The organism is Mesorhizobium sp. HAY1-8B (genome assembly GCF_056868045.1).
Window position 1 is genome coordinate 2,092,912 of sequence record NZ_CP200321.1, and the last position, 15,456, is coordinate 2,108,367.

Here is a 15,456-nt window from a genome sequence, read left to right on the forward strand (position 1 = left end):
AGGCGCTTCAGGTCTTGTGTTCGCGCCTGTCGTCTTCCCGGGGCGATACATTTTCGGGCGACATGCATCAGCCGCCGAAAACGAAGGCCATCAGCAGCTCCGGCTCGAGCACTGGCGCCCGCACCGCGTTCAACTGCCCACGGTAGCGGCGGTCGCCCGCGCCGATGACGAAACCGGTGGCGACCGGCGCTTCGCCATTGGCGTCGAGCCGTGTGAATATGTCCGCGACATTGAGGTCCAGAGCAAGCTTCAGGTCGTTGCGCGCATCTTCATTTGGCGCCACCGGTAATTGACGTCTGACCAGTTGCTGGAACGGCGCGTTGAAGGTCAGGATCTTCTTCGACGAAGACAGCGCAAAAGCCGGTGACGGGCAGCCGACCAGAATGGCGCTGATCGTCTTGATCGACGCTAGCCTTCGCAAGGTCTGGTTTTCGTCGGCCAATCCGCGCATGCAGGCCACACGAATTGCCGATGTCAGGTTTCCTGTGTTGGTATGGCTCTCTGCGATCTCGTCGATGAGCATGCCGATGGTGCATTTGCGGCTTTCGGCCATCTGCTTCAGCGAGGTCCAGAACGCCCGTTCCAGACGAATGCCGCGTCGCGTACCGCCACGCGCCACAACCCGGAATTCCAGCCCGAAATCCTCTGCCGCCATGGGTGGAAGCAGCCGCTCGCGACCGGCGAGGGGGGAGGTAGCGCTATCGCTCACTCATTGCCTCCTCTCGGGCCTTGTTGATCGGTTTCAGCAGATAGGTGAGGATGGTCTTGCGCCCGGTCTTGATGTCGACCGAACAGATCATGCCGGGGATGATCGAATAGGTCTTGCCATCCCGGGTCAGCGTCGACCTCTCTGTTGCCACGCGCACCTGGTAGTAAGGCTCGCCCGTCTTCTGGTCGACCAGGCTGTCGGCGGTGATGTTGGAGACCTTGCCCTCGATGCCGCCGAAGATCGAGAAATCATAAGCGGTTATCTTGATCAGCGCGTCCTGGTCCGGCCGGATGAAGGCAACATCCCGTGGTGAAACCCGCGCTTCGACCAGCAGCGTCTCGGAAGTCGGCACGATGCCGGCCACGACCGCGCCGGGCTGCACGAAGGCACCAAGCGTGTTGACATCAAGCGTGTTGACGATCCCGTCGACAGGGGAGCGTATGTCCGTGCGCGCTACCTTGTCGGTGGCTCCGCGTATGGTCTCATCGACAACCGAAAGGTCGGCCAACGCCTGCGTCAGGTCGCTCAGCGCCTCCTGTTGCAACTGCAGGCCCAGCTCGTTGACTTGAAGCTGGGCTTCGGTGATGGCCGCCTTGGCCTTCTTGACGGTTTCACCGGCGAGGTTCAGCTGCCCATGCAGTTCGGTCTGCTCGCGCTCGACGCGGATCTGCTCGGTCCTCGCCATCAGCCCCTTCTTGACCATGGATTCGACCAGCGCAGTTTCCCGGTCGCTGACTTCGAGGTTCTTGGTGAGGCGATCGAGATTGGCGTTGGCTTCGTCCAATTCATTCTCGCGCTGATCGAGCCGGGATTTGAGAACGGACAGCTTGACCTGGAAATTGTCACGGCGCGCGACGAGCAACTTCTGCTCATTGTCGCAGATTTCCGGAGCGACCTTCTGGATTTCGGGAGGGCAGGGAAATTGGCCCTCGATATTGCCGCCCTGTTCGAACTTGAGCCGCGCAATGCGCGTCTCAAGTGCCCGTGCCTTGGCCTGTTGCTCGCCGAGGCTGGACGTGTTGAGCGAGTTATCGAGGCGAATGATGAGATCGTTCTTCTTGACGATCTGTCCGATCTTCACGGCAATTTCCTGAACGACGCCCGGCTCGCTGGCCTGGATGATCTGGGTTTTGGATGCCGGTATGACCTTGCCTTCGCCGCGTGCGATCTCATCGACCTCGGCAAAGGACGCCCAGGCGACAGAAGACACAAACAGTGCCCCTATGATCAATAAGGACGCCGACGCGAAGAGCGGCGGCCGGTCTTCCCTTGCAAGCATGTCATATGACCCCAACGCATTGAATACGTTCAATAAGTTTGTTTTTCAGGCGTTTGTTTTCTGCAGCGCCTGTATCACTTGGTCCTTTGGTCCGTCGGCAACGATCCTGCCTTGCTCGATGACGATAAGACGGTCGGCCAGCTCGAGCATGCTGAAGCGGTGCGTCGAAACGATCAGCGTCGTGTTCCGGTCGAAAGCCACTTTGAGCTGCTTGATCAGTTGCCGCTCGGAAGCCAGGTCCATCGATCCCGACGGCTCGTCCAGGAAGACGATTTTGGGTTTGGTCAGCAACAGCCGGGCGATCGCCATCGTCTGCCTCTGGCCGCCCGAGAGATTGGTGCCGCGCTCGCCGACATTCATGTCGTAGCCACGCGGGTGACGGGAGACGAAATCGTCGACGCCGGCAGCCTTGGCCGCTTCGACAATCTGCTCGTCGGTCGCCTCCGGACATGCCATCAGGAGGTTCTCCTTGATGGTGCCCGAAAACAGATCGTTGGCTTGCGCGACAATTCCGACCGCGGCGCGTACCTCCGATGGGTGATATTGGCGGATGTCGATCCCGTCCAGCAGCAACTCGCCTGATGTCGGCAGGAAAAGCCTGCCGATCAGCCGACCCATGGTTGTCTTTCCCGAGCCTATGCGGCCGATGATGCCAATCCGCTCGCCTGGCCTTACCGAGAAATTCAGGCCGGTCAGGACTTCGTTTTCGGAGCCCGGATAGACAAAGCCGACATTCCTGAACACCATGGCGCCGTTGCGAATGGGCCGGTTGACGAAACCCACCGTGTCCGGGCGATCCTCCGGCTGCTCCATGATCGAGTTGACCATGCGCAAGGAGAGCATGGCCTGGCGAAGTCTGGACAAGGTGATGGCGATCTGGCCAAGGGGAGACACCGCCCTGCTGGCCAGCATCACGGTGCCGATGATGGCGCCGGTAGAGACGTGCCCTTCAGAAAAGGCGTAGGCGCCGGCCACGATCAGCGCGACGGTGACCATCTGCTGGATGGCCTGCGTTATATTGCCGGCCGCCGCCGACAGCTGCTTGATCTTCTCGGACGTGTTTGACGCGTTCTTGGAATGCTCTCCCCATTTTCGCAACAGATACGCCTCGGCCCGCAGCGACTTGATCGTCTCCAGCGTGGAGATGGATTCCACCAGCAGGGCCTGCCGTTGCGAGGCCTCGTTCATGGAGGCCGCGACGCGTTTTCCAATGCTCCGCTGCGTGACCAGTCCGACGATCACGGAAGCCACGAAGGCCAGCGCCGGTATGATGACCAGCCAGCCGCCTATCGCATAGATGACCAGGAGGAAGACGAACACGAAGGCCGTGTCGATGAAAACGCTGATGGTGTTCGACGTGAAGAATTCGCGCACGAACTCATACTGCGTCACCCGATTTGCATATTCGCCCGTCGAGCCCGGCCGTGCCGACAGGGATGAGTTCAGCACTTTCTCGAACAGCATATATGAGATGCGCAGATCCGCCTTGCGCCCGGCATAGTCGATGAGGGACGCCCTGGCGGTCTTCAAAAGCAGGTCGAACAGGATGACCGCGGCGATGCCGATCGACAGAACCCAGAGCGTCGATATCGCCTTGTTCGGCAGGATCCTGTCGTAGACGTTCATGGTGAAGATCGGCGAGGCGATGGCCAGCAGGTTGATGAATATTGCCGACAGGATGACCTTCGAATAAGTGCGCCAGAACGGGCCCATCGTTCCCGTCAGCCAGTGTCGCCGCTCGATCCTCGGCGCGGAACCTACGCTCATCCCTTCGGCGGCGTTGGCATAGGTTATCGAGAAGGAAACGCCGCCACTGATGTAAGTGGCGGCCAGCTCTGATCTGGTGATGGTTACGCGGCCGTCTTCCTGGGGAGCGGTGGTGAACGCGCCGTCCTCGGTTTCGGCCAGCAGGGCAACCGGCAATTGGCCGGCGCGAAACACGATGGCGGGAAGATCGATGCGCCCCCGAAGGAAGTCACGATGGCTGAATTCGGTGATCTCAAGGCCGATGCGCTCGGCAAGATGCCGGATGGCATCGATGTCGATGCGCGTGTCCGACAGCGGCACGCCGGCGAACAGCACCGTGTGCGCGCTCGGTCTGCCGAGATACCCGGCAATGGCCGAGAAGCAGGACTTGAACGCCTCCTTCGGGGAGAGGATGTTGGGTTGCTGGTTCACGATCCGCCCACAGGGACTTTCGATCGCCCCTTACAGCCGCTTATTTTTTCCTGACCGGCGCCAGGATATCGAAAGGCAGGTCGTTCTTCTGTTCCGACGGCGTGCGCGCATAGGTTTCCGTGTCGGCCGTTTCCGGTGCGGCGAACTCGGTCCGTGCGTAGGCCGCGGCCTGCTTTGGCGGGTGGATGTCCATCGTTTTCAGCAACTGCCCGGTCGCCGCCAGAAGCCGATATTGGGCAAAGAGCGAGGCATAGGATGCGGTGTCCGCCAGTGTCGCCGTGTTGAACCGCGTGTTCTGTGCATCGAGCACGTCGAGCAACGAGCGCTGCCCGACCTTGAATTGCTCGCGATAGGACGCAACCAGCTTCTCGTTGGAGGCGGCTTGCAGCTTCAGGGTCTTTGCCAGGTCGGCTTGCCGGAAGCGGCGATCCCAGGAGGTGCGAACAGCTTCTTCGATTTCCCGCAGCACCTGATGCATCGCAAGGCGCTGCTCGCTGGTGCGGCGGATCTGCTCCTGCTCGTTGGCCTTGTCGATGCCGCCCCGGTAGAGGTTCCATCGCAGCACCAGGCGTGCCTGCAGGTCTGATGTGTCGCCATTGTCGCCGTCGATGTCATAGCCAGCCCGGGCGACGCCTTCGGCGACGATCGAGGGGCCGTATTTCGCGCGGGCCGCGTCGACCAGCGAGGCTGCGGCGGCGATGTCGCTGTTGGCCATATGGACGCGCGGATTGCTCTCCCGCGCAAGGCCGATCGCATCGTCCAGAGACCTTGGCAGCGCGCCGGAAACATCGGCCGGCCTCGACGCATTGGTCAACGGTTTCCCGACAGTCTTGAAGAAGCGTATCCTCGAGGCCTCGAGCTCCTCCGAGGCCTCCTGCATGCGGGCCTTGGCCGCGAACAGCCGCTCTTCGGCCTGCTGCCGGTCGGCTTCGTTCAACCCGCCGCCGGCAATGCCTTCCTGGATGTCGTGCAGCATTGCTTGATGAAAGCCGAGGTTCTTCTTTGCCTCTGAAACGATCGAGGCCTGAAGCATGTATTCGAGGTAGTCCTGGACAACCGAGAGGCCGATGAATTCAGAACGCTCCAGGACACGAAACGACGCGCCGTCGACGCGCGAGGCCTGGCGGTTCAACTCGGCCCGTCTCGCGCCGCTGTCATAGAGCGTTTGCGAAACCGTCAGATCGGTTTCGGCCGGATAAAGCGCGTCGTCCTGTATGGAGAGCACGCGTCGGGAGGAATTGTCGAGACGGCGAGCACCAGCCGACGCTTCCAGGTCGACGCTGGGAAGATAAAGCCCCTTGGCCTGACGCAATTCGAACTCGATTGCTTCGCGATTTTCTATGGCCTGGCCGATTTCGGGATTGGATTCGACGGCAACCGCCACTGCTTCCTTGAGCGTAAGTGCACTCGCACCCCCGCAGGTCAACATCGTAGCCGCCATCAAAAGACCAAGGCGCCTGCCAATGGTCGACATGCTTGTCGTGTTCATCTAATCCGCCCCAACGTTTCCCCAGCGCTCTTTTCCAGCGCTACAACCAAGCCTCAGCTTGCCTGATTATCCAACAATTTCATGCGATACGTGAGTGAATATTAAATTAGAAGTCCCTAAATGGCGGATTCTGACCATAAGGTTGTGAAATGTAGCAAAAATGGCACAACAGCCGGCCCGTTGGAGCGTGCCTGACTGTCGCCAGGAGCGGAAAGCCGAAAGGCGAAAATGGTCGATGCGGGAGAATCGTAGGCCCGCATGAACTGAAAGGCCGTCGTGGAAAATTTGATGAGATCTCGGCCAAGATCACGCCGTGGCGGGACGAATGGGCCGATGCTGAAGTACTGGCTGCCGGGATGAGTTCCCAAGCAGGCCGCAGTCGCGCCCTGCGTTAAGCTTCACGCAATCTCTGCAATCTATGCTGACGCCAGATTGTCGAGGATAAAATGAAGCGCAAGTCGATATTACTCTTCGCTTTTCCGGCTTTCATCCTGATGCTTCTGGCAAGCGAGCGAATAGCGACCCTGCTGCTCGGACCCTATGCCGCCAGCCCCGTCATGTGGCGGATCTGGCTTGAACTGCACCCCTTGTCGGCGATGTTCTGGCAACAAGTCGATCTTGGCCTGGGCGGTTCGATGGTTCTGGATGCCGTCATCCTGGTTGCCGCGGCGGCGGTGTGCTGGGGCGCTTGCCGCATGAGGCGGCCGGCCGCCTTCTTCCTGGCCAATCACGTCGCCCTGCTCTTTGCCGGACTGATGATCGCGTCCAGCAGTCATTCGGAGACGGCGAGTACTGTCGCGGCATTCCCGCTGTCGAACGGCCTCCAATTCGCACTGATAGTCGATTTTACCTGGCAGAACAGCCTCGTGCTTGTTCTGGGCTTCGCGGCCTGTGCGTATTGTCATGTCGCGTTCCTTCGCGAAACGCGGCTGCGCGGAGAGTCTCCGGCCCTGCGTCTCAGGGCTTTGGGACGCGATATCTAGCCTGGCGCATCGGGCATTCGAGAGAGCGCCAGCTTCTCGGATCCGGCGGTTCGCCGAAAGCCGGACCCGCCTCAATTGATCTTGCGATAATAGACCTTGCCGTCCGGCGTTTCGGTTCGCTGGTAGGAGGGGTTCGGGGCAGGGGGCGCGGTGCTCTTGCGCTTGGGTGGCCGTGGCGTATCAGCCGCGGGTTCGGCCGCGATATCGCTGGTGTTGGAGGATGCGTCCGCCACGGTGCTGGTGGTGACGACGACGGGTTCCGCCGCGCCCGCGCTGCCGTCGTCGCGCGCTGACGGAGGGCTTTGTTCCAACCGGGCCAGGTTGTCGTTGACTTCGTTGAAACTGCCTTGCAACTGGCTGTCCAGCCTTTCAAATCGGCTTTGAAAACCGTTGTTGACCGTATCGAGCCGGGCAACGATCCGCTGCTCGAACGCGCCGAGTTCCTCCAGACGTCCCTCCACGACGCGCAGGTCGGAGATGCCGCGATAGAGGTAGATGGCGGCGGTCGCGTTCAGCACCGCAAACAGTGTCAATCCGACACCGACCACGACGGCCAGCCGCGACCGGCTCGCATCCCTGTCGAGCAGTTGCGGCTCGATGGGCTCGGCGGCCACGGTCGGCACGTGCGGGTCACTGATCGTCGTCATTGAACCACCACCTTGGTGCCTATTGGCACGCGCTTGAAAAGATCGATCACATCCGTGTTGGTAAGGCGGAAGCACCCAGATGTACCGTCAAACCCCACGCCCGAGGGATCGTTGGTGCCATGGATGCGATAGAGCGTGTCGTGCCCGTCCCGAAGCAAATAGAGCGCTCGTGCGCCGAGCGGGTTGTAGGGGCCCGAAGGCACCAGCTCCGGCAGTTCCGGCTGGCGGGCGCGCATTTCCCTGGGCGGGCGCCACTGCGGCCATTCCGTTTTCGCGCCGACCTTCACGACACCGGTCCAGCCGAATCCGTCACGTCCGACGCTGATCTGGTAGCGCAGCGCCTGGCCCTGGCGGGTCACCAGGTAAAGCGCCTTCTCGTTCTTGCGGATGACGATCGTTCCCGGCTGCTCCGTGGTTGCGAAAGCAACCGCCTTGCGCAGGCTGGGGCCCATCGCCGGCAGTGGCGGCCGATCCGAAAGCCTCGATCGCGCCTGGCCGACGTCCTGGGCCGACAGCGCAAGCGCCAGGCTGAGCACGCAGGCGCCGATCAGCCTCGCGGCCGCGTCATGTCTACCGGGCGGCGTCATCGAGCCGCTCTTTGAACATCTTCTTCAGATCCTTGTTGAAGCGCGCCCGGCCATCCACTTCGGAAGGCAGGATCGCCCGGTTCAAGGCATCGGCCAGAAGGGTGTTGTCCAGGGCCACCGATTTGATGTGCGGCGCCTTGAATATCTTCTTCGAGCTCACTGCGCGAAAAATGGTTCCCGAACCATTTGCGCTTGTGCTTGTTGGCGACGAGCGTGATGCTGACCGCATTGCCGCGCAACTCGCGGATCTTCTTGTAGAGCCGCTTGCCTTGCCGCAGCGAAGCGACGTTGAGTTCGAAGACGATGAAGATCTCGTCGCTCGTCGAAAGCACCGAATTGTGCCACGGCGTTTCGAGATTGGGCAGGTCGATGACGATGTCGTCGAAGCGGTAGGCGACGAGGTCGAGCAGCCGGAAGACGAAATCGCTGCCTTGCGGCTCGAACGGCAGCTGCGGCCTCTCGAACGCGTAGAGGGTGAGACCGGACGGGCGCGACAGCTTGATGACGTCCATCAGCTCGACATCGAGCCTTTCCGGCTGGCCGATGATGCCCGCCAGATCGAACTGGTTGAACAGATTGAGGTAGGCGCCGCAATTGGCGCTCTGGAAATCGAGATCGACCAGGCAGGTCGAAGCCGCGCGCTCCGTCGATTTCGAGGCCAGGAATTCGCCGGCCGACAAAGCGAGCGTCGTGGCACCGGCGCCACCGCTGGCGCTGATGAAGGTGATGATGCGGCTTTTGGTTCCCTGGTTGCCGGTATCATGGAAGGTCACCGCGTTGAGCAGTTCCTTGCCGTCGAGCGGCTTGTGCAGCCAGTCCGAAGCGTTCATGCGCACCAGCACGCGCGTCTGTTCCGACGTCAGCTCATCGGAAACCGCGATCAACGGCACCGACGCCCACAGCGCGCGCGCCTCGACAATGCCTGGTCTGCCGAGCAGGCCGCCATTGCCGAGATCGAGGATGACGATGCCTGGGCGCGTATCGGCGGGCGGACCTTTCAGAAAATCATCCGTCTCGGAGATCCTGACATCATAGATCGCCAGCGCATCGAGCCGCGTCGCCACCTCGCGCTTGAAAGCCGGATCGGACGAAAACAACGCCACCTGCTTTCGCTTGGTCGGCGTAACCTTGGTGTTGATGGCATTCATGATGGTGCGCTCGTTTTCAGGTCTTCGCCCGTGACCGTGCTCAGCATGGAGGGCATGGTGATGTCGTTGAAACCCATCAGCCCTTTCAGGAAGAAGAACTGGAAGGTCAGGTTCCGCAGGTTGACAGTGATGGTCGGCACGGGTCCACCCAAACGGGTTTGGAAACCGAGGCCGGTAGCCGAGTAGGTGACGACGATGTTGTCGCGGTGTAGCCCCGGAAAGAAGTGACACATGCCCGGTCGCTGGCTCGCTGCCAGCGCGGGACAGACGTCATCGGTCGTGTTTGCCGTGTCGCCGCGGAAGATACGGCTGAAGGCGGCGGCATCGAATGTGCCGCCATTGCTGCATGCACCGGTGGTTCCGGTGTATTGGCAGACAAACGGACCATAGGCGCCGGCCGCGACTGGCGCACCAGGTACCGCGACGGGGGCGGCGGCCGTGAGATTGCTGACAACCGGGTCGGAAATCGACGCCAGCCGCGCGCCGACCTGCACCGCCTTTGTCGCCGCGTTCCATTGATAGAAGGCGTAGCCGAAATCGACGAAGCCGAGGACGAGCGCAAAAAGCAAAGGCGCGACGATGGTCATTTCGACCATTGCCGCGCCGAGTTCTGATTTTGCGAAGCGCCTCATCATGATCAGAACCGGATCAACCGCTCCTCGTGGGCGCCGCTCAAGGTGATCGGGCCGATATTGAGAAGCGACAGCATGCCGACGCCACTATAGGGATAGGTTCCCGCCGCCCTGACGATGCACACTTGCGGGGTCACCGATCGATATTGGGTAACGCCGGCAACGACAGCGTCATGGCAGGAGCCGCTGGCGCCTATGGTCACGGTCACATTCGCTTTCTGCCAGCCGCTGACGCGCGGGCTGTCCGTCACCACGCCATTTGCCACGGTCAACGAGGCCTTGCCGTAGACCGCGATATTCGTCGCGATATCGGCGCAGTCGATCGCCGACCAACCGACGTCGGTGTACATCTGGCTGTTGCAGCGAGCGCCAAAACGAGCCGCATCGTCGAGGCCGGCCTCCATCAAAAGCTTGTCGTGGATCAGATTGCCGAATTCGAACACGCCCGCTGACAGGATCAGCATCAGCGGCGCGATCAGCGTCATCTCGACAAGCACGGCCCCGCGCTGGTCACGGCGAAATCTGTCGAGGCTGTGGCGCATCATCTTGATCATCGCCGGTCACCGATAGAGCTGCGCTTCGTCGCGCAGGAAATTGTCGAGTGTCCCGCGTCCGCCCTTGCCGGTGATGTCGACCAGCTCGACATAGATATTCTTGCCGTCCTTGATCGGCTCGGTAACGAAGAAACTGCCAAAGCGCCTGACGGGAATACCTGTCGCTCGACCCTTGAAATTCACGCCGCTGGCCTGAAGCGCATTGCAGTCCAGGATCGCGCCGTAGAGCAGGCGGCGGTCGACGGTGGTGATCGGAGTACCTGCCGCTACAGGTGGGGTGCCTTTTTCGCCGCCGACGGCAGCGTCGCCGACAATGCTGTCATTGGTGAGAGGATTGCCGTCAGGGTCGATCTCGTAGCGATAGACTTCGTATCGCGTCGGCAGGTCGGCGCCTGTGCCCGAAAGAGCCGCTGGCACCGCGCGGCCGGGATGGTTGACAGACCAGTAGCGCGCAAAATTCCAGTCGCCGGCGCCCATGCGGCCGCCCATCAATGTGCAGTTGCCGGCGATCTGGCACGAGTTGCGTTCAAGACCGACTCCCTTGGTGGCATCCGTTTCGTAGTTGACCTTATTGCTCGTGACGTACTGGTCCCAGTTCTGGGCGCCTTTGCGCACATTGACCGCAGGTCCGTCCGAGTAACTGGAAGAGTTGATGCCGAACCGCGAGTTGATCCCGTTCTCGACGGGACCGGCGTTCTGCCCCGGCTCGGTGTTGACGCCATCGCGCGAATAGCAATTCTGCGGCTTGGAGTCCGCGAGCATCTTTTCGAGCTCGTTGGCCCCGTTGCCAAACGGCGAAGACAGGAAAGCGAAGTTGCCAGGGGCGTAGGATCCGTCTCCGCGCAGGATGATTTGCCGACGGCGATATTGTCTGCTTTGCGCCGCCTGCTCCAGCGTCACGCCGCCGGTGATGCTTGTGTCTTCGTATGGGTTGCACATGAAAACCGGCGTGTAGTCGCAAACGCTTGACGTGAAGCCGGCGACGGCGGTGGCGCCTACATTGAACCCGTTGCTGGCTGAATTGCCGGTGAGATATGACGCCGGGAAAATGGCGGCGAATCCGACCGGCGTTACCTTGATCTCGACGTAGCGAGCGAGGGGTGCGTCGGTAACTTCATCGGTGATGACGTTGGCTGCGGCAATCGGCAGATTGTCTGAGGTCGGCAACGACTTCAGGTAGCGCCTCGTCACGCCGGCGGCGGCCAATGTCTGCGGCGGCCCAGATGTCGAGAACGTATATTTGTTGGCCACCAGCGTTGCCAACGCACGGTCCGCTCTTGTGATGGCATCAGACGTCCCATCGAGTTCGGCTGCGCCTGCCAATGCCAGCGCATCCGCGCCCTTCTGCAAATCATTGTGCAGATTGTTCACCCGGCTCATGTCGATCGCCAGCAGCGAAAAGCCGATGATCGCCGGCAGCGTAATGCTGACGAGGATCAGCGCTATTCCCCTCTGGTCGCGCCAGAATGCGCGAATGGTCCGCAGCATGGCCCTTGCCCCTTGCTCCCCTGACGCCAGGATCCCTCGTATGGCCTGGCGCGCTGAAACCGCGTCCTTCTGTTCTGTTCACTGTCCTGTAGTCACACCCGCCCCGCCGACATTGACCGTGATGGCCGGTGGTGGCGGCGGCGGTGGTGGAAATTTGTAGTTGTGCGCCACGGCGGCCGCGCGCGCACCGTCGCCTTCGATGTGTGTATTCCTGGACGCCGGATTGAACGGATCGACCGTCTGCAGCAGCGAATTGTATCTCTGCGTGTCGCCGGCCGCCAAAGTCACTGAATCGTAGTGATTCAGATAATCCGCAGCGCAGCCTGACAATGCGCTGGCGCACAGGATGGCGATCAAGATCCTATTTCTTGACATAGAGCATCTTGTCCTTCGATTTGAAGTCGAGCATGTGCCCATAGGGGCCGGTGACGCCGTCGCCGGTCTCATATTTTCGGATCATGTCCTTGTTCACCTCGAGCTGACCAAGGACGAAGAATTCCGGATCGTTGGCCGGCCGCGTCTTGTCGAATGGCGTCGCCAACTGCTCGCCGGGTTTTACCGGCCGCACGATATGCGGCGTGACGATGACCACCAGTTCGGTCTCTTCCTTCTGGCTGCTTGAATTGCGGAACAGCGTCCCGATGACCGGGACCTGGCCAAGCCACGGCACCTGGTTCTGCAGCTTGGTGGTCTTGCTGGACAAAAGTCCGCCGACCGCGAAGCTCTGGCCGTCGCGCAATTCCACGACGGTGGACAGTTTGCGGTTGGTGAAGATCGGGTCGCCGGCGGTGGTGAAGCCGTTCAGGTCGCTGACTTCCGGCGCCAGGTTCATGTGGATCTTGCCATCGTCGAGTACGACCGGCGTGAACAGAAGATTAACGCCGAATTGCTTGTACACGATGCTGATCTGGCCATCCTTGTCGAGAGTTCGGATAGGGACTTCACCACCGGCGTTGAAGCTTGCCTGCTCGCCGGAAAGCGTGGTGAGATTGGGATTGGCAAGCGTGCGCACCGCGCCCTTGGCCTCGAGCGCCTCAATGTACAAGTCGACCTTTATATTGCTGTCGATGACGCGAGTGAGCAGCGCTCCAAAGGGCGTGGATGTGGACAGGAGGTCGCTGAGCAGAGCTCCCGAGCCGAGCACCGCCTTGTTTTCATCGACCGCGGCAATACCCGTTCCGACTTTGGTCGTGCCGCTGCCGTTCGTGCTCTTGATCGACACTCCGAGGTCGCGGCCGGAGTTGCGCTTGGCTTCCAGCACGCGCACTTCCAGATTGACCTGCTGGCTGTCGTCGACGATGACCGAGTTGATGATGGCGTCAGGACCATATTGCTGCGCGACTTCCATGATCGCCGCCAGCGTGGCGCCGTCCTTGACATGACCGGCAAGCCTGACCCTGCCGTTGACCGAGCCGATCTCGATGCGCGACTTTGGCGCCACCTGCCTGATGGCTTGCGCCATGTCGGAGACGTCGACGCCGACCTCGATCTGGATGACGCCGAGCGAACGCTTGTCGGTGGAGAACAGATTGACCGTGGTGGTGCCGGCGCCCTTGCCGATGACATAGAGGGTGCGGTCGGTCATCGGTTGGGCATCGGCGATCTTCTCGTCGCCAACGACGATATCGCCCAGATTGGCATTCACCTGCAAAGTCACCGATTGCGACATCGGCAGGAAAATACGATGGACGCTGGGGTTCGACACGTCGATGAAGCGGTCGGCCGCATCGGCCGCAAGGCTCGATAGCAATAGCATGGCCAGAGCCGACAACGCGGCCGCCCCCTTCCTCACCCAAAACCTTTGCATCCCCGTCTCCCCAATCGCCGCTGGTGGCGGCGCCAACCTGGTCGCGGCGCCCTTGTTATGGCTGCCGCGGCACGTCATATGTCTCGAGCTTCACACCTCGGAAGACGCCCACCGTCGCGCGCGCCGGCGGTTCCGGCTGAACGTACTTGACGACTTCCTTGACGACTTCGTGGACTTCCGGCGCCGACGCCACGGCCGGAGCAGGCTTCACCTTGCTCAACTGGTCGATCTGGCTGCCGACCCGTTCCACCGCCTGGGCAAGGCCGGCGATCTTGTCGTCCGCGCGCTTGCGCTCGGCCGCGGCCTCCGCTTCCGCCGCGGCCTTCTTGTCGAGCTCAGCCTGCCTGGCAGCGACGTCGGCCGGTGTTTCCCCGGTCAGGTCGGAAAGCGTCACACGTTCGGTGGTCTCGCCCTTGCTGGCCGCAGCCTGGCGCAGCGCCAGCGACAATTGGCCGGCGCCCGCCGCCAGTGTCAGCTTCTGCGCATCCTTGGTGCTGGCCTCGAGCGTCACCGATTTGACGACAGTCGGGCTGTCCTTGCTCGCATCCGCGACCTGGTCGACGGCGAGCACCTTCATGCTCTGCAGCAGCACGTCGACAAAACTCTGGTCCGCGCCATCATTGCCGCGCACGGTTCGCGTCAGCAACACGTCGACACGGTCGCCCGGAAAGACGAATCCGGCGACGCCGAGCACGTCGTTGACACGGATGGAAACGGCCTTCATGCCCTCGCCGAGCACCGCCGAAAGCGTGGCGCGCTGGCCCGGGCCTGTGATCTTGCTGGCGAGCACGGGTTCGTTGACGCCAATCGCCTGCAATGCCTGCTTGGGGCCTCCGCCGGCCGGAACGTCCTTGGTCAGGAGTTCTTCCGCGGTCTTGAAAGCGCCGGCCGGAACCGCGCCCGACGGCCATGCGACCTCGCGCAATTTGTCGGCGGACAGCGTATCGCCGAACTTCAGCGCCACGGCGGCCACGACAACCGTGTCGCGCTGAACGTCATTTGTCTGCGCAATCGCGCTACGCTGGTTTGCCAGCCAGATATTGGCAAGCACCACAGCCAGCACGCCGAACACACCGGCAAGAACGATCATGATTACAGTATTAGCGCGCATGGTTCCCGCCCTCGGCCGCTATACATCTGGAAGGATCCAGGCCCGGGCGTACGCTCAGGCCTGGATATCGACTGTCAATTGGCGGAGAGAGTGGTATTCAGGGTCGTCCACTTTGTGTTGACCCAACCGCCGACCGCTACGATCGTTCCGATCACTGTCACGGTGATGATGCCGAGCAGGATCGTGTATTCGACCATGGCAGCGCCGTTCTCGTCGTCGCGGAACTGCCGGGTCACCGTCATGAGCTTTCTCACGGAAACTTCCTCTTTTTCGGTCTGAACCGGATGAGAAGAGCAGGAGCCAATCCGTCCTGACTTTCTCTTGTAAACAGCCTAAGCCACATGGGCTTGGGCTGTTTACGGATCTCAGATTCAGTGGCCTGTAAGGTTAGCGTTCAGGGCCGTCCACTTGGTGTTGACCCACCCGCCGACCGTCACGATCGTTCCGATCACTGCCACGGTGATGATGCCGAGCAGGATCGTGTATTCGACCATGGCAGCGCCGTTCTCATCGTCGCGGAACTGCCGGGTCATCGTCATGAGCTTCTTCATGTCAATTTCTCCCTTTGGAGGTTTGAACCCGACGAGACAGAGCCAAGGATGTACCCCATACCCAGCATCCCCCGTCACGCTGATCCTAGGTCGCGCAAAAAAGCAGAGTCAAACGGGATTAAGGGTATCTTAACTTTCATATACCTGATTGGCCAAGAAAACAGCGGCTCAACATCTTAGCAAGGTATTGATTCTTATCATTTTTCGATCACTCTTAACCATTCGTTCACAATTCCGCCCGGCATGCGGCGAGATTGTGTAGGTATTAGCTATTCTGCATATTCCTTTATATC

The 15,456-nt window shown here is 61.0% G+C and carries 16 protein-coding genes; 1 reads left to right on the forward strand and 15 read right to left on the reverse strand.

Features of this window, described 5'->3' with window-relative positions; genetic code table 11:
* Positions 1-67 precede the first annotated feature (67 nt).
* The 4 genes from AC1VON_RS10120 to AC1VON_RS10135 are packed head-to-tail and all read right to left on the reverse strand — an operon-like array spanning position 68 to position 5,655.
* Positions 68-709, reverse strand: coding sequence for a ribbon-helix-helix domain-containing protein (locus AC1VON_RS10120; protein ID WP_172352253.1), 642 nt, complete (start codon positions 707-709; stop codon positions 68-70).
* The gene (locus AC1VON_RS10125) at positions 699-1,988 is read right to left on the reverse strand and encodes an HlyD family type I secretion periplasmic adaptor subunit (RefSeq protein ID WP_483121892.1); all 1,290 of its coding nucleotides are present in this window, start codon (positions 1,986-1,988) and stop codon (positions 699-701) included. Before AC1VON_RS10125 ends, AC1VON_RS10120 begins: the two co-directional genes overlap by 11 nt.
* Positions 1,989-2,033: 45 nt before the next feature.
* Positions 2,034-4,166 (reverse strand): type I secretion system permease/ATPase, encoded by a 2,133-nt coding sequence (locus AC1VON_RS10130; RefSeq protein WP_483121893.1) that lies wholly within the window; start codon positions 4,164-4,166, stop codon positions 2,034-2,036.
* A 40-nt stretch (positions 4,167-4,206) separates the two neighbouring features.
* Positions 4,207-5,655, reverse strand: coding sequence for a TolC family protein (locus AC1VON_RS10135; protein ID WP_483121895.1), 1,449 nt, complete (start codon positions 5,653-5,655; stop codon positions 4,207-4,209).
* A 446-nt stretch (positions 5,656-6,101) separates the two neighbouring features.
* Here AC1VON_RS10135 and AC1VON_RS10140 point away from each other — a divergent pair, with 446 nt between their 5' ends.
* Complete coding sequence (locus AC1VON_RS10140) at positions 6,102-6,638, forward strand: hypothetical protein (protein ID WP_483121897.1); 537 nt, start codon at positions 6,102-6,104, stop codon at positions 6,636-6,638.
* Positions 6,639-6,709: 71 nt separating this feature from the next.
* Here AC1VON_RS10140 and AC1VON_RS10145 read toward each other — a convergent pair whose 3' ends face one another.
* From AC1VON_RS10145 to AC1VON_RS10195, 11 genes are all read right to left on the reverse strand, one after another.
* The gene (locus tag AC1VON_RS10145) at positions 6,710-7,285 is read right to left on the reverse strand and encodes a hypothetical protein (RefSeq protein ID WP_483121898.1); all 576 of its coding nucleotides are present in this window, start codon (positions 7,283-7,285) and stop codon (positions 6,710-6,712) included.
* Complete coding sequence (locus AC1VON_RS10150) at positions 7,282-7,872, reverse strand: L,D-transpeptidase (protein WP_483121900.1); 591 nt, start codon at positions 7,870-7,872, stop codon at positions 7,282-7,284. The genes AC1VON_RS10145 and AC1VON_RS10150 overlap by 4 nt, the downstream gene beginning before the upstream one ends.
* Complete coding sequence (locus AC1VON_RS10155; RefSeq protein ID WP_483121902.1) at positions 7,869-9,020, reverse strand: CpaE/TadZ family protein; 1,152 nt, start codon at positions 9,018-9,020, stop codon at positions 7,869-7,871. The genes AC1VON_RS10150 and AC1VON_RS10155 overlap by 4 nt, the downstream gene beginning before the upstream one ends.
* On the reverse strand, positions 9,017-9,655 hold the full coding sequence (locus tag AC1VON_RS10160) for a TadE/TadG family type IV pilus assembly protein (RefSeq protein WP_483121903.1): 639 nt from the start codon (positions 9,653-9,655) through the stop codon (positions 9,017-9,019). The genes AC1VON_RS10155 and AC1VON_RS10160 overlap by 4 nt, the downstream gene beginning before the upstream one ends.
* A gap of 2 nt (positions 9,656-9,657) precedes the next feature.
* A complete protein-coding gene (locus AC1VON_RS10165) occupies positions 9,658-10,206 on the reverse strand; it encodes a TadE/TadG family type IV pilus assembly protein (protein ID WP_172352244.1) in 549 nt (182 codons plus the stop codon).
* Positions 10,207-10,212: 6 nt separating this feature from the next.
* Positions 10,213-11,694, reverse strand: coding sequence for a TadE/TadG family type IV pilus assembly protein (locus tag AC1VON_RS10170; protein WP_483121905.1), 1,482 nt, complete (start codon positions 11,692-11,694; stop codon positions 10,213-10,215).
* 78 nt (positions 11,695-11,772) lie between these two features.
* The gene (locus AC1VON_RS10175) at positions 11,773-12,051 is read right to left on the reverse strand and encodes a hypothetical protein (RefSeq protein ID WP_246740790.1); all 279 of its coding nucleotides are present in this window, start codon (positions 12,049-12,051) and stop codon (positions 11,773-11,775) included.
* A 4-nt stretch (positions 12,052-12,055) separates the two neighbouring features.
* Positions 12,056-13,501 (reverse strand): type II and III secretion system protein family protein, encoded by a 1,446-nt coding sequence (locus tag AC1VON_RS10180; protein ID WP_483121906.1) that lies wholly within the window; start codon positions 13,499-13,501, stop codon positions 12,056-12,058.
* A gap of 55 nt (positions 13,502-13,556) precedes the next feature.
* Entirely contained in the window at positions 13,557-14,612 is a 1,056-nt protein-coding gene (gene cpaB / locus AC1VON_RS10185; RefSeq protein ID WP_172352240.1) for a Flp pilus assembly protein CpaB, read from the reverse strand.
* Positions 14,613-14,686: 74 nt separating this feature from the next.
* A complete protein-coding gene (locus tag AC1VON_RS10190; protein WP_483121908.1) occupies positions 14,687-14,866 on the reverse strand; it encodes a Flp family type IVb pilin in 180 nt (59 codons plus the stop codon).
* A gap of 117 nt (positions 14,867-14,983) precedes the next feature.
* On the reverse strand, positions 14,984-15,163 hold the full coding sequence (locus AC1VON_RS10195) for a Flp family type IVb pilin (protein WP_172352238.1): 180 nt from the start codon (positions 15,161-15,163) through the stop codon (positions 14,984-14,986).
* Positions 15,164-15,456 lie beyond the last annotated feature (293 nt).

What these genes read in the sequence shown, in the direction of transcription:
- AC1VON_RS10150 (WP_483121900.1), bottom strand. Translation starts at nt 7,872, where the DNA reads ATGACGCCGCCCGGTAGACATGACGCGGCCGCGAGGCTGATCGGCGCC.
- AC1VON_RS10160 (WP_483121903.1), bottom strand. Translation starts at nt 9,655, where the DNA reads ATGATGAGGCGCTTCGCAAAATCAGAACTCGGCGCGGCAATGGTCGAA.
- AC1VON_RS10170 (WP_483121905.1), bottom strand. Translation starts at nt 11,694, where the DNA reads ATGCTGCGGACCATTCGCGCATTCTGGCGCGACCAGAGGGGAATAGCG.
- AC1VON_RS10140 (WP_483121897.1), top strand. Translation starts at nt 6,102, where the DNA reads ATGAAGCGCAAGTCGATATTACTCTTCGCTTTTCCGGCTTTCATCCTG.
- AC1VON_RS10165 (WP_172352244.1), bottom strand. Translation starts at nt 10,206, where the DNA reads ATGATCAAGATGATGCGCCACAGCCTCGACAGATTTCGCCGTGACCAG.
- AC1VON_RS10195 (WP_172352238.1), bottom strand. Translation starts at nt 15,163, where the DNA reads ATGAAGAAGCTCATGACGATGACCCGGCAGTTCCGCGACGATGAGAAC.
- AC1VON_RS10145 (WP_483121898.1), bottom strand. Translation starts at nt 7,285, where the DNA reads ATGACGACGATCAGTGACCCGCACGTGCCGACCGTGGCCGCCGAGCCC.
- cpaB (WP_172352240.1), bottom strand. Translation starts at nt 14,612, where the DNA reads ATGCGCGCTAATACTGTAATCATGATCGTTCTTGCCGGTGTGTTCGGC.
- AC1VON_RS10180 (WP_483121906.1), bottom strand. Translation starts at nt 13,501, where the DNA reads ATGCAAAGGTTTTGGGTGAGGAAGGGGGCGGCCGCGTTGTCGGCTCTG.
- AC1VON_RS10125 (WP_483121892.1), bottom strand. Translation starts at nt 1,988, where the DNA reads ATGCTTGCAAGGGAAGACCGGCCGCCGCTCTTCGCGTCGGCGTCCTTA.
- AC1VON_RS10135 (WP_483121895.1), bottom strand. Translation starts at nt 5,655, where the DNA reads ATGAACACGACAAGCATGTCGACCATTGGCAGGCGCCTTGGTCTTTTG.
- AC1VON_RS10155 (WP_483121902.1), bottom strand. Translation starts at nt 9,020, where the DNA reads ATGAATGCCATCAACACCAAGGTTACGCCGACCAAGCGAAAGCAGGTG.